Here is a 12,703-nt window from a genome sequence, read left to right as displayed (position 1 = left end):
CTCAGGGCTGCGGCCGTTCGTTGGCTTCCCGGGCGCGGATCACGGCCCGCCGTACCTGCTCGAAGACGCGGTGGTCGGCCGAGGCGAACAGCACCACGCGACGCCCCCGGTACCACGCCGTGAGTTCCATGCGCCGGGGGTTGCGGCGGTCGTCGGCCCAGAGGGCGCCGGCCAGGCCGGCCGCGGCGACCGCGCCGGACCCGCAGAGCAGCGTCCCCGCCGAGCCGTACAGCGCGGCGACGCCCGTGGCCAGCAGGAGTTCGACCACCGCGCAGTAGAGCGCGACCGCGCGGGCCGGGTGGGCGTAGAGATAGGACGGATCGTCGATGACCAGATCGCCGATCCGGTACCGGGCCTGCGAGGTCTCGATGTAGGCGCGGGTGACGACGATGCCGGGGCCGGGGTAGTAGACCCGTCCCCCCGCCGAAGTGTCTGAGTTGGCTGCCATGCCGACCTCCCGGTCTCATGGTCGGCCCTGAATCGGCTGTCAGCAAGACTCATTTATCACTCAGCCGTCGGCGTGCGGCTATCTGCGTAACGCAGACTAGGAGGAAAGCGTGTTTCATACGGTTCGTCCCGGCGTTTAGCGGGTCTTGAGTGATTCGTCCCTTGCCGCGCTGAACGAACGCTCAGCTCGGGCGGCGCTGCCCGCGCCATCCGGTACGGATGCCGGCGCCCGTAGGGCGGGGTCGTCGTCCATCCGACAGTTCCCGCCGCCGGGCGATCCACCCGCGGATTCGCGCCCGGGCGCGGGAAATCACGTCGCTGGCCGCGGCGCCGCCGGAGTACAACTGGAGTGGCCGGGGCACGCGGGACTGGCGGCGAGGGGCACCGTGATCGCGGGAGGCCGTGATGAGGCCCGACGGAGAGGCCGGGATTCGCTTCGAGATTCTGGGACCGCTGCGTGCCTGGCGCGGTCCGACCCCGGTGTCGCTGGGCCCGGCGCAACGCCGCGCCGTGCTGGCGGTGCTCCTGCTCAACGCCAACCGGCCGGTCGGCCGGCAGCAGCTGGTGGAGGCGCTGTGGGGCGAGGCGATCCCCGGGTGCGCCGTCAACCTGCTCCAGCGGCACGTGTCATCGCTGCGCCGGGTGCTGGACGACGCCCCCGCCTCGGCCAGCCGGCTGACGTGGACGGACGCCGGCTACCGCCTGGAGGTCGCCGCCGGCGCCCTCGACCTCGCGGTGTCCGACGCGGAGCAACAGCGGGCCCGGGTGGCCCGCGCCCGCGGTGACCTGCCGGCGGCCGCCGAGGCCCTGGCCCGCGCGGTGCGGCTGTGGCGCGGGCCCAGCTTCGAGGGGCTGCCCGGTCCCTACCTGCAGCAGCAGCGGGCGGCGCTGGCCGAGCGCCGGGTCGGGCTGGCCGAGGAGTGGATCGAGGCGGAGCTGGCGCTGGGCCGGCACCGCGACCACATCGCCACCCTGCGCCGCCTGCTCGCCGAGGAGCCCCTGCGGGAGCGCCTGTACGAGCTGCTGATGATCGCGCTGTACCGGTCCGACCGGCAGGCCGAGGCGCTCGCGGTGTTCCAGCAGGCGCGCCGGCGCCTGCGCGACGACTGCGGCATCGATCCGGCCGAGCCGCTGCGGCTGCTGCACCGGCGGATCCTGGCCGCCGATCCGGACCTCAAGAACGCCGCCGGGGAGACCGGCGTGACCGACGCCGTACCGGTGGAGCCCGCGCGGGACGACGACCGGTCCGGCGGTCCCGCCGCGGCCGGCCAGACACCGGCGCAGCTGCCGCTGAACATTCCCGACTTCACCGGCCGCGACGACGAGCTGGTGCGGCTGGACCGGCTGCTCGACGACGGCGGCGGCCCGGACACCGCCACCCCGGTCGTGGCGATCTCCGGCACCGCCGGCATCGGCAAGACCGCCCTGGCGGTGCACTGGGCGCACCGGGTGCGCGACCGGTTCCCGGACGGCCAGCTCTACGTCAACCTGCGCGGCTTCGACCCCGGCGGCGCCGCGGTGCAGCCGGGCGAGGCGATCCGCGGCTTCCTGGACGCGTTCGCCGTGCCGCCCCAGCGCATCCCGATCAGCCCGGACGCCCAGGCCGGGCTGTACCGCAGCCTGCTGGCCGGCAAGCGGGTGCTGATCGTGCTCGACAACGCCCGCGACGCCCAGCACGTCCGGCCGCTGCTGCCCGGGGCGCCGGGCTGCCTCGTCGTGATCACCAGCCGCGATCAGCTGGCCGGGCTCATCGTCGGCCAGGACGCCCGGCCGGTCACCGTGGACCTGCTGTCGGCCGTCGAGGCGCGCCGGCTGCTGGCCCGGCGGATCGGCCGGGCCCGGGTGGACGCCGAGCCGGGAGCGGTCGAGGACATCATCGACGCGTGCGCGCGGCTGCCGCTCGCGCTCACCATCGTCGCCGCCCGCGCCGCCGTGCACCCCAAGTTCTCCCTCGCGGTGCTGGCCGGGCAGCTGCGGACGGCGTACTCCGGCCTGGACGCCTTCGACGACGGCGACGCGGAGACCGACGTACGCGGGGTCTTCGGGTGGTCGTACCGGACGCTGAGCGGGGGCGCCGCCCGGATGTTCCGCCGGCTCGCGCTGCATCCGGGCCCGGACATCGCGGTGCCCGCCGCGGCCGCGCTGACCGGCGGCACGATCCGCGAGGCGCGCCGGCAGCTGGCCGAGCTGTCCCGGGCCCATCTGGTCACCGAGCACGCGCCGGGCCGGTTCGCCTTCCACGACCTGCTGCGGGCGTACGCCGGCGAACAGACGTCCACCCTGGACACGCCGGCCGACCGGCGCGCCGCGATCCACCGGATGCTCGACCACTACCTGCAGACGGCGGGCCTGGCGACGGCCCGGCTGAGCCGGCGCGAGGACCCGCTGACCCTGATCCCGCCGGCGCCCGGAACGGTGTGCGAGGACATCCCGGACCGCACCCGGGCGCTGGCCTGGTTCACCGCCGAACACCCGGTGCTGGTCGCGGCGGTCGGCCGGGCGGCGGCCCACGACTTCGCGGCGCACAGCTGGCAGCTGGCGTGGACGCTGACGACGTTCCTGTTCTACCAGGGGCACCTGCGCGACCAGTTGCTCACCGCGCAGGTGGCCCTGGACACGGCCCGGCGCTCCGGTGACCGGTGCGGGCAGGCCTACACGCATCTCAGCCTGGCCCGGGTCCGCACCCGGCTGGGCGACTTCGCCGACGCCCGCGCCCATCACCAGCTCGCCTTCGACCTGTTCACCGGGCTGGCCGACGGCGCCGGCCGGGCCCGCACCCAGCTGAGCACGTCGTGGATGTACGACCAGCAGCGCCGCTACCCGGACGCGCTGCGGCACGCCGAGCTGGCCCTGGAGCTCTACCGGGCCTGCGAGCACCAGGTGGGGTGGGGCCGGGCGCTCAACGCCGTGGGCTGGTACCGGGCCCGGCTGGGCAGCCCGCAGGAGAGCCTGAGCATCTGCCGGCAGGCGCTGGCCATGCTGCAGGAGGCCGGCGACCGCGAGGGCGAGGCCAACACCTGGGACAGCCTCGGATACGCCTACCACGCCCTGGGTGCGTTCGACGAGGCGGTGCGCGCCTATGAGCAGGCCCTGGAGGGCTTCCAGGACCTGGGCGACCGCTACAACGAGACCGACTCGCTGACCCGGCTGGGCGACGCCCTGCACGCGGCCGGCGACGCAGACGCGGCGTACGCCGCCTGGGGCCGGGCCGTCACCATCCTGGACGAGTTGCGCCATCCCGACGACGCCCTGATCCGGGCCCGGCTGGAACCGGTCGAGCCGGCCCCGATCGGAAGATGAACATCGATCGATGACATCCGCCGCGGTGCGGCGGTATGGTGGCCCGGCACGCGTGTGACCTCGGGAACCTGTGGACCGAAGGAGCTCAGGCGATGGCTGACGAACTCCCCGTCACTGAGGACGAACTGCGCAATCTGGCCACCAAGCTCGACGAGTTCGCCCGGACCCTGTCGGAGACCGAGCGCGGCGTGCTGCTGACCATCATGCACCGGTTCGGCCGGCCCGCCGCCGAACCGGCCCCGGCCGTCCGCGCCGGGCTGCTGTCGGAGGGCTTCCGGGACGCGTACGAGCGGGGCCGGGGCACGGCGTTCCGCACCGTCGCCGAGTCGGCCAAGGGCGGCAGCATCCAGGACGCCCTCGACGGACCGAGCGTCGAGAACTCGGTCCAGCACTCCGGGCCGGACACCGAGCCGCCCCGCTGACCGTCATGGCCTCACCGCCGCGGGTCGCGCTCGTGTCGATGCCCTTCCACTCCCAGTTCCGGCCGTCGATCCAGCTGGGCCTGCTGAAGGCGATCGCCGGCGCCCACGGGTTCCCGGCCGAGACGTTCCACCTCAATCTCGAGTTCGCCGACCTCATCGGCGCCGGCGCCTACGAGGCGATCGGCGACGTCGGGCGGTCCTTCCTCGGCGACTGGCTCTTCGCCGCGGCCGCGTTCCCGGGCCCGGCCCCCGGACCCGGTGCGCCCGTCCCGGCCGACGAGCCGTTCCTGCGCGCCGCGCTGCCCGACGTCGCACACCCGCTGGAGTTCCTGAGATCCGTGCGCGAGGAGCAGGTGCCCCGGTTCCTCGACCGCCTGATGGCCGAGATCCCGTGGGGCGGCTTCGACGTCGTGGGCTTCACGTCGACGTTCCAGCAGAACCTCGCCTCGTTCGCCCTGGCCGCCCGGATCAAGGCCGCCCACCCCGCGGTGGTCACGCTGTTCGGCGGGGCGAACTTCGAGGGCGAGATGGGCGTCGAGCTGACCGGCGCGATCGGCTGCGTGGACTACGCGGTCATCGGCGAGGGCGACGAGGCCTTCCCGGAGTTCCTCCGGGCGCTGGCGACGGGCGCCGACCCGGCGGCCGTGCCGGGCGTGGTGTGCCGGCGCGACGGGGGCGTGACCGCGGTCGGGCACCGTCCGCCGTTCACCCGGCTGGACGAGCTCCCGATGCCGGACTACACCGAGTACTTCGACCGGGCCGAGCGCCTCGGGCTGCTCACCCGGGCGCCAAGGCGCGACGTCGCCATCCCGTTCGAGAGCTCCCGGGGCTGCTGGTGGGGCGCCAAGCACCACTGCACGTTCTGCGGCCTCAACGGCACCGGGATGGCCTTCCGCAGCAAGTCGCCGGGCCGGGTACGCCAGGAGCTGGCGCAGGCGGCGCGCCGCTACCGCAGCTTCCGCTTCGAGGCCGTCGACAACATCCTGGACATGGCGTATCTGCGTACCCTGCTGGCCGAGCTGGTCGCCGCCGGCACCGACTACGAGATCTTCTACGAGCTCAAGTCCAACCTGACCCGCGACCAGCTGCGGCTGCTGCGGCAGGCCGGCGTGAGCCGGGTGCAGCCGGGCATCGAGTCGCTGAGCACGCCGGTCCTGCGGCTGATGCGCAAGGGCGTCACCGGCATCCAGAACGTCAACACGCTGCGCTGGGCCCGCTACTACGGCATCAAGGTGCACTGGAACCTGCTTTTCGGCTTCCCCGGCGAACGCGCGGCGGACTACGAGCGCCAGGAGGCACTCCTGCCGCTGCTGGCGCATCTATCACCGCCCGGCGCGCCGACCCGCATCTGGATGGAACGCTTCAGCCCGATCTTCGCCGATCCGGCGGCGTTCCCGGCCCGCTACCGGCGCCCGCACCGCGGCTACGGGCAGATCTATCCCGAGTCGGTCGACCTGGAGCGGATCGCCTACTTCTTCGAGTACGAGTTCGACGGGTCGGTGCCGGAGGAGACGATGGACGGCACCCGGCGGGTGGTGCGGGCCTGGCGGGACGCCTGGCGCGCGCCGGAACGGCCCACCCTGACCTTCCGGCACGCGGAAGGCTTCCTGCAGATCGAGGACGCGCGCACGCCGGCCGAGGCGGGCACGTTCACCTTCGACGGCCCGCTGGCCGCGATCTACCTGAGCTGCGCCGATCGCCCGGTCACCGCGGCGGCGATGCACGGCCGGCTCGACCCGGGCCCGTCCCGGGACGAGGTGACCGGCGCGCTGGCCGAGTTCTGCGACCGGGGCCTGATGATGCGCGACGGCGACCAGTTCCTCGCCCTGGCGCTGCCCGCGACCGCGGGACGGTGAGCCGGTGGTCGCCGACGTCCTGTCCTGGCGACCGGCGGCGGCCCGGCACCGCGAACTGCACGACCGGTTCGCGGCCGCCTCCCGGGACCGGTTCGAGGCCATGCTGGACCGGTTCGTGCGGGCCCACATCGGCGACCGGCTGCGCTCGATCGTGGGCGAGCTGCCCGAGGCGAGCACGACGCGGCTGGTGCTGGCGCCGGAGAGCGGCCGCCGGCTGCACTACGGACCCCCGCACGACCTGCACTTCTTCCTGACCGGCGCGCTGGCCGAGCTCCGCCGCCTCGACCCGGCGCGGGCGCCGGGCCGGCCGGTGTGGACCGCATTGGGCGACTGCTGGTTCCCGGCGGAGGGCGCGGACGGCGCGTACCACGCGCCCCGGCTGGCCCCGGGCATACCGGTGGACACCCGCAGCCCGTACGCCGCCCTGGACTGGGCCGGGCCGACCGTGGCGTACCGGCCGGAGGCCCTGCGCGAGGTCGTGACCGCCGCCGACGCCGCCCTGGCCGCCGCCCGGCGGATCAGCCCCGAGGCCCACCACCTGGTCACCTCGTCGGTCCGGGTCGTCGTGGCCCGCCGCGGCCCGGGCGACGCCGCGACGTCGTTCTCGACCGAACGCCGCATCGGCGGCCCCGCCTTCGGCAACCTGGCCGGCCCGCCGGCCGACCCGGCCGGCGTCCTCGACCGGCTGCTCCACGAGGCCGTCCACTCGTTCCTCTACCTCGTCGAACGCGACGAGCCGCTGCTGCGGGACCGGGCCGCCGCCGACCGGGTGCCCGTCGCCTCGCCGTGGACCGGGCGCCGGCTGCACCTGCACTCGTTCGCGCACGCCTGCTGCGTGTGGTTCGCCCTGTGGTCGTTCTGGCGGCGTCCCGCGGCGGCCCGGGAGTTCCCGGCCGACCGCGTCGCGGCGCTGGCCGGCCGGGCACGCGACGGCTTCGACCGACCGGCGATGATCGACGCTCTGCGCACCGCCGAGCCGTTCCTGACGCCCGGCGGCCGGGCGGTGGCCGGCCTGGTGGACGCGATCCGGCACGGCTCGTACGACTGACCGGGCCCCGGCGGAGCGATGCGGTGCAGAGATCGCTGTAGCGGATGGTCCAGCGGTGCCCGCGAGGCTGAACGGCATCAGCGCGACGACGAGTGAGCGCAGCCAGGAGGCCCCGGTGACCAGGACGGAACCGCGAGAGGGGGCGACGACGTGACCGAGCTGTCATCCGTGCGCCCGCTGCCCGCCCGGCGCGACGGCGTGACGACCGTCCGGGTGCTGATCGCCGACGAGATACCGCTGATCCGCGCCGGTGTAGCGGCCGTGCTGGACGCCACGCCGGACCTCCGCGTGGCCGGCGAGGCCACGCCCGGTGACGTGCTCGCCGCCGCCGCCGGGCTCCGCCCCGACGTGGTCGTGACGGACCTCCCGGCCGGCGGCGCCGACGTGATCGCCGAGGTCGTCGCGGGCGGGACCGCCCGGGTGGTGGTCCTGACCGACCGGCACACCCCCCGGCTGGTCTGCGACGCGCTGCTCGCCGGCGCGGCCGGCTACCTGCTCAAGGAGACCGCCACCGACCGGCTGGCCCGCGCGGTCCGCACGGTCACCGCCGCCGGCATCTGGCTCGACCCGGCGGTCCTGGGCGACCTGTTGCGGGAGGCGGCCGGCCGGCCGGTCCTCGGGCTCGCCGGCGCCCCGCCGGACCGGCTGACCCGGCGCGAACACGAGATCCTGGTGCTGATGGCGCGGGGACTGTCCAACGCCGAGATCGCGGACGCGCTGGTCCTGAGTTCCCTGACGGTACGGACGCACGTCGGGCGGGTGCTCATGAAGCTGGGCGTCCGCAACCGCACGCATGCCGTCACGACGGCGTACCGCCTCGGGCTGGTGCAGCTGCCGCACGCCGCCTGAGGTGCAGCTCGGCCAGCCAGCCGTCGATCTCGTCGTCGAGCTCCGCGAGCTCCGGCCGGCCCGCGCCGAGCAGCGGCTGCAGTTCGCGGCGGAGTCCACGCATCGCGCGCCCGGCCTGCCTCCGCTGACCTTGCTGCCGGCGCACATCGGCGGCGTAGTAGCGGACCTGCAGCGTGGTGAGGTGGTCCGCACCGAGCACCCTGCGGTAGTCGCCGATCAGCCGGTCGACGAGCGACCGCGCCTCGTCGAGCTCGCCCGTGCCGGCCAGCCATCCGGCCAGCACGAGCTCGACGTCCAGCGTGTCCGGATCATCGACGCCGACCACGGTGCGATATCTGTCCACCAGCGCGCGGAGCCGGGATACCGCCACCGCCGGGGACTCGAGTTCGCCCAGCATGCAGGCCAGATCCTTGCGGGCGTTGAGCGTGTCGCGATCGTCCGCCCCGACCCGCCGGTCGTACCGGGTCACCAGGGCCGCCAGGGACGCCGCGGCGCCCTCGCGGTTTCCCAGCGCTTGCTGGAACACCGTGATGCCGTGCAGTGCGGCGAGGGTGTTCAGATCCTCGGCGGGCAGGACCCGGCGGCGGATCTCCCACACATCGCGCATCTCGTCCAGCGCGCCGGCGTGGTCTCCGGTGCGATGCCGGGCCCACGCGAGATTGTGCCTGACGGTGAGTGTGTCGGCGTGCTCGGCGCCGAGGTGCTTGACCGCCGAAGGCACCAGCTCCTGCCAGTATCGCAGGGCTGTGACCGGCAGCCCCTGGGCGGTGAGGCTGTTGCCCGCGCGAAACACGACCCGGTGCAGCCCGTTCCGCCACAGCGCGTCATCGGCGTTCCGGCGCAGGGCCTCGGTGTTGTTGCGCAGCTGCTCGACGAGGCCGACGTCGCCCTCGACCGTGGGCCATCTTTCCAGCAGGGCGTCCGCCGCGCAGCCGGCGAGTGCGCACACCGCCGCGGGCGCGTCCTCGCGTACCGACCGCTGCAGGAGCGGGTGCACAGTGATGGTGCGATGCCCGTCGAGGTCCTCGCACAGGCTCAGCAGCCGCAGGTTCGACACGCCGTCGCGGGCGTCGTCGGCGCTGGTCGCCCGGCCGCGGCGGGCCGTGAGCATGGCCCGGACGGCCTCGGTCAGGAACAGTGCCGCCGGGGAGCCGTGCGGATCCAGATTGGCCGCGAACTGGAGCAGCAGCCGAGCCGCGCCCTCGGGCCGGCGTTCGTCGGCCGCAGTGATCGCGAGGTTCCACGCCGTGGCCAGGGTCGCGGCGTCCCGGTCCGGCGAGAGATCGACGAGCCGCAGCTCCCGGAACCTGCGCAGATACTCGGGGCAATCCAGCGCGTAGTTCTTCATGTACGCCCCGGCCAGCGACAGGGCGAGCGGCAGGTGGCCGAGCTCCTCGGCGAGCCGGGCGGCGTCCTCGAGGCCTTCGCCGTCGAGCTTCTCGCGCAGGTAGCCCAAGGACTCGCCGGGCTCGAAGACACCGACGGTGTGGACGATCCGCCCGTGTCCCTCGAGCGCGTCCTGTCGACACTGGGTGGTTACCACCGTCGCGGTGTCGCCCGGCAGCGGCCACAGACCGTCCAGATCGGCGGGGTTCCGCACGCCGTCGTAAACGATCAGCGCCCGGTGGCCGCCGCGCTCGGCGAGCCGGGCCAGCACCTGCCGGGCCAGGACCTCCTCGTCGCCGTCGGCCTCGATGCCGAGCTTGCCGGCCAGTTTGCTCAGGGCGGCGAGCGGGGCGGCCCGGTCGGCGGCGTCCACCCAGACGACGACATCGACGAGGTGCTCCGTCCAGGACCGGTAGACCAGGTCGGCGGCGAACTGGGTCTTGCCCACCCCGCCGAACCCGCGGAGAACGACCGTGCGGCCGCGCGCGACTTCGAGGCTGAGCTCGTCCGCGAGGGGACGGCTCTGGTAGGCGTCGGCCAGGGGCGGCGGCGACCCTACCCAGTGGTCGTGCCGCAGGGTCTGCTCGAACAGTTTGAGCCACCGCGCGAGATCGGGCTCGCCGGGATGCCCACCGAGGCGGTGCAGGACCCGGACCATCGCCTGGACGAAGATCCAGTCGATCGGCGCGTTCCCCTCGAGCTTCTTCCCGATGGTGGTGTGCGAATAGCTGTGTCCGATGTCCTCATCTTTGGTGCGTTCTGCCATCAGTCGCAAGGGTGGTTGGCCGTTGTGCTCACGGCACAGGCGCAGCTGCAGCCGTAGGATGGACTGCGGATCTCGCGGGGTCTCGGATCGACGGGCCATGACCGATAGTAGGCATGCAATACCCCTCTGTGACTACCGCGCAAGGGCGGTCCAAAGTGGCGGCCTTGTATCAGGCTGTAACGCCAGGGTGACGCTGTCGGGGGATCGGCCGAGGCTGGAGGAGTTCTGTCGTCGTCGATCTCTGCGGGGAGAGCCCTCCGATGTTCCTACTGCCCGTGTCCTGGTCCGACCTCTCGGCCATCCTGAACGCCGCCGGTGCCGTCGTCATCCTCGTCGGCGGGGCCCTCGACGTCGCGCGGAAGGTGCGTGAGCTGCACGACCGCAGGCGCGACGACGAGGGCGACCGCTAGATCCGACGGGTCAGGCGGGGGTGCAGGTCAGCGCCGGCGTCGACGCGCTGCCGCCGGCGAGGAAGCCGAACGTCGTCGAGGCCCCGGCCGCCAGGCTGCCGTTGTACGAGGCGTTGCCCACCGCCACGGTCGAGCCGCTGGTGCTCAGCGTGCCGTTCCATGCCTGGCTGATGGTCTGTCCGGCGGCCGGCGTCCAGCTCACCCGCCAGCCGCCCAGGGCGGACGGGCCCGCCGTGACGGTGACCTCCGCCTGGAACCCGCCGTTCCAGGTGCTGGTGGTGCGGTAGGTCGCGGCGCATCCGGCCACCGGAGGGGTCGAGGGCGCAGGGGTGGTCGGCGGGGGCGTGCTCGGCGGCGGTGTCGAGCCCGTGGGGGAGAACTGCCACCAGTCCACGTTGAACAGGCTGCCGCTGCCGCCGGTGAAGCGCAGGTACAGGTCGTGCTGGCCGGCCGCGGTCACCGGGCACGACACGGTCGTCCAGGTCTGCCAGCCGCCGGTGCCGGGGACGGTGCAGGTCCCCGCCAGGGCGCCGGTGCTGCCGTCGAGCCGCACCTCGATCCGGCCGCCGCTGGTGGCGGAGGCGACCCGGGCGGTGAAGGTCGCGGCGCCCGTGCCGAAGGCGGCCCCCTTGACCTTGATCCAGTCGCCGTTGTCGATGAAGCTGACCGCGCGGTTGCCGGTCCCGGCCGCCTCGGTCTCGACTCCGGTCTCGGTGGCGATGGTCTCCGCCTCCTGGCGGACGTACGGGTTGAGCGTCCCCACCTGCGGCGCGCCGGCCGCCGTCATGGTGATCGTCGGGATGGTGCCGTCGGCGCGGTAGCTGAACTTCTCCACGGCGACCGAGCGGGTGTAGCCGCCGCCGCCCGGCAGCGCGCCGTTGTGGTAGAAGAAGTACGAGCCCCCGTTGAAGTCGACGATGCCCGGGTGGTTGGTGAAGCTGCTGCCCTGGGTGGGCATGATCGTGCCGCGGTAGGTCCACGGTCCCAGCGGTCCGGGCGCCGTCGAGTAGGCGATGAACTCCGAGCAGCACTTCGCGGCGAACACCAGGTAGTAGAGGCCGCTGCGCTTGTAGACCCAGGGTCCCTCCTCGAACAGGGTGGGCCGGTTCGCGTCGCCGGTGCGGGTGCCGAAGCCGGCGGTGGTGAGCGGGATCTTGGCGGGGCTGCCGGCGTAGGAGATCATGTCGGCGTTGAGCCGGACGTACCACAGGTCGGGGTTGCCCCAGTAGAGGTACGCCTGGCCGTCGTCGTCGATGAACACGGTCGGGTCGATCTGGTTGGTGTCGACCAGCGGGTGCCCCAGGGCGTCCCGGAACGGGCCGGTGGGGCTGTCGGCGACCGCGACGCCGATCGCCATCCGGCCGGCGCGGGTGGTCATCGGCACGTACCAGTAGAACTTGCCGTTGCGCTCGACGGTCTGCCCGGCCCAGGCGTTGCTGCTCGCCCAGCTGAAGCTGGCCAGGTCGAGCGGCGAGCCGTGGTCGGTCCAGTTGACCATGTCGGCGGACGACCAGACCCGCCACTCCTTCATGGTGAAGTACGTCGAGGCGTCCTCGTCGTGGCCGGTGTAGAGGTAGACCCGGCCGTTGTGCACCAGCGGCGCCGGGTCGGCGGTGTAGATGGTCTGGACGATCGGGTTGTCCGCCCGCGCCGGGCTCGGCGCGAGCAGGGTCAGCAGGGTCAGGCTCAGCACCGCGAGCACGGCGCGCACCCGGCGGAACGGCGATGGTTTCATGGGGTCCTTCCGGCCTGGAGGGGATGGTGCCCGCCGGCCCGGACGGGCCGGGCCGGCGGGCGGGGTCACCGGCGCGGGCTCAGCCCACCCGGCAGGTGGGAGTGGCGCCGGGCCCGGTCCCGGTGCCCTGGAAGCCGAACTCGGTGCTGCCACCGGCGGCGATCCGGCCGTTGTAGTCGACGTTGCGGAAGCTGACCGTCCCGGTGGTCCCGGTGTTGGTCGCGCTCCAGGCGCCGGTGAGGGCGCTGCCGGAGGGCAGCGTCACGCTGACGGTCCAGCCGTTGACCGCCGAGGACCCGGCGGTGACCTTCACCGTGGCCACGTAGCCGCCGTTCCAGCTGTTCAGCGAGACGGCGGCGGTGCAGCCGGAGCCGGACGGCGGCGGGGTCGGCGAGCTGGTCGGCGGGGTCACCGGCGGCGTGGTGGGCGGGTTGGTGGTGCCGCCGGCGTTGAGGGCGTTCAGGACGGCGGTGTAGGCGGTCTT

10 protein-coding genes are annotated in these 12,703 nt (G+C 73.7%); 6 read left to right on the top strand and 4 right to left on the bottom strand.

Annotated features, from left to right (window positions below; translation table 11 throughout):
- Window position 1 precedes the first annotated feature (1 nt).
- Window positions 2-448 (bottom strand): DUF6232 family protein, encoded by a 447-nt coding sequence (locus tag Ani05nite_RS37255; RefSeq protein ID WP_203776369.1) that lies wholly within the window; start codon window positions 446-448, stop codon window positions 2-4.
- A 404-nt stretch (window positions 449-852) separates the two neighbouring features.
- Between Ani05nite_RS37255 and Ani05nite_RS37250 the strand changes: the two genes are divergently transcribed.
- The 5 genes from Ani05nite_RS37250 to Ani05nite_RS37230 all read left to right on the top strand — a co-directional run bounded on the left by Ani05nite_RS37250 (window position 853) and on the right by Ani05nite_RS37230 (window position 7,922).
- Window positions 853-3,747, top strand: a complete 2,895-nt coding sequence (locus Ani05nite_RS37250) for an AfsR/SARP family transcriptional regulator (protein ID WP_203776367.1) — start codon at window positions 853-855, stop codon at window positions 3,745-3,747.
- A gap of 92 nt (window positions 3,748-3,839) precedes the next feature.
- The gene (locus Ani05nite_RS37245) at window positions 3,840-4,169 is read left to right on the top strand and encodes a hypothetical protein (RefSeq protein WP_203776365.1); all 330 of its coding nucleotides are present in this window, start codon (window positions 3,840-3,842) and stop codon (window positions 4,167-4,169) included.
- A 5-nt stretch (window positions 4,170-4,174) separates the two neighbouring features.
- Window positions 4,175-6,025: a RiPP maturation radical SAM C-methyltransferase gene (locus Ani05nite_RS37240; protein ID WP_239131020.1), complete on the top strand. Its 1,851-nt coding sequence runs from the start codon at window positions 4,175-4,177 to the stop codon at window positions 6,023-6,025.
- A 4-nt stretch (window positions 6,026-6,029) separates the two neighbouring features.
- On the top strand, window positions 6,030-7,073 hold the full coding sequence (locus Ani05nite_RS37235) for an aKG-HExxH-type peptide beta-hydroxylase (RefSeq protein WP_203776363.1): 1,044 nt from the start codon (window positions 6,030-6,032) through the stop codon (window positions 7,071-7,073).
- 150 nt (window positions 7,074-7,223) lie between these two features.
- The gene (locus Ani05nite_RS37230; protein WP_239131019.1) at window positions 7,224-7,922 is read left to right on the top strand and encodes a LuxR C-terminal-related transcriptional regulator; all 699 of its coding nucleotides are present in this window, start codon (window positions 7,224-7,226) and stop codon (window positions 7,920-7,922) included.
- On the opposite strand, the gene Ani05nite_RS37225 is transcribed toward Ani05nite_RS37230, so the two are convergent.
- On the bottom strand, window positions 7,873-10,074 hold the full coding sequence (locus tag Ani05nite_RS37225; protein WP_203776361.1) for a tetratricopeptide repeat protein: 2,202 nt from the start codon (window positions 10,072-10,074) through the stop codon (window positions 7,873-7,875). The genes Ani05nite_RS37230 and Ani05nite_RS37225 overlap by 50 nt on opposite strands.
- Window positions 10,075-10,334: 260 nt before the next feature.
- Here Ani05nite_RS37225 and Ani05nite_RS37220 point away from each other — a divergent pair, with 260 nt between their 5' ends.
- Complete coding sequence (locus tag Ani05nite_RS37220) at window positions 10,335-10,484, top strand: hypothetical protein (RefSeq protein ID WP_203776359.1); 150 nt, start codon at window positions 10,335-10,337, stop codon at window positions 10,482-10,484.
- 10 nt (window positions 10,485-10,494) lie between these two features.
- Here the strand turns inward: Ani05nite_RS37220 and Ani05nite_RS37215 are convergent, their stop codons facing one another.
- Both Ani05nite_RS37215 and Ani05nite_RS37210 read right to left on the bottom strand, forming a co-directional pair.
- Window positions 10,495-12,219, bottom strand: a complete 1,725-nt coding sequence (locus tag Ani05nite_RS37215; protein ID WP_203776357.1) for a family 43 glycosylhydrolase — start codon at window positions 12,217-12,219, stop codon at window positions 10,495-10,497.
- A 79-nt stretch (window positions 12,220-12,298) separates the two neighbouring features.
- Window positions 12,299-12,703 (bottom strand): cellulose binding domain-containing protein (locus Ani05nite_RS37210; RefSeq protein ID WP_203776355.1); only part of this gene is annotated, 405 nt, incomplete at its 5' end.

The sequence above is a fragment of the Actinoplanes nipponensis genome (genome assembly GCF_016862275.1).
In the GTDB taxonomy this organism is placed as follows: domain Bacteria; phylum Actinomycetota; class Actinomycetes; order Mycobacteriales; family Micromonosporaceae; genus Actinoplanes; species Actinoplanes nipponensis.
Note: the sequence above shows the minus strand (reverse complement) of the source record. Positions and strands in the feature narration are given on the sequence as shown.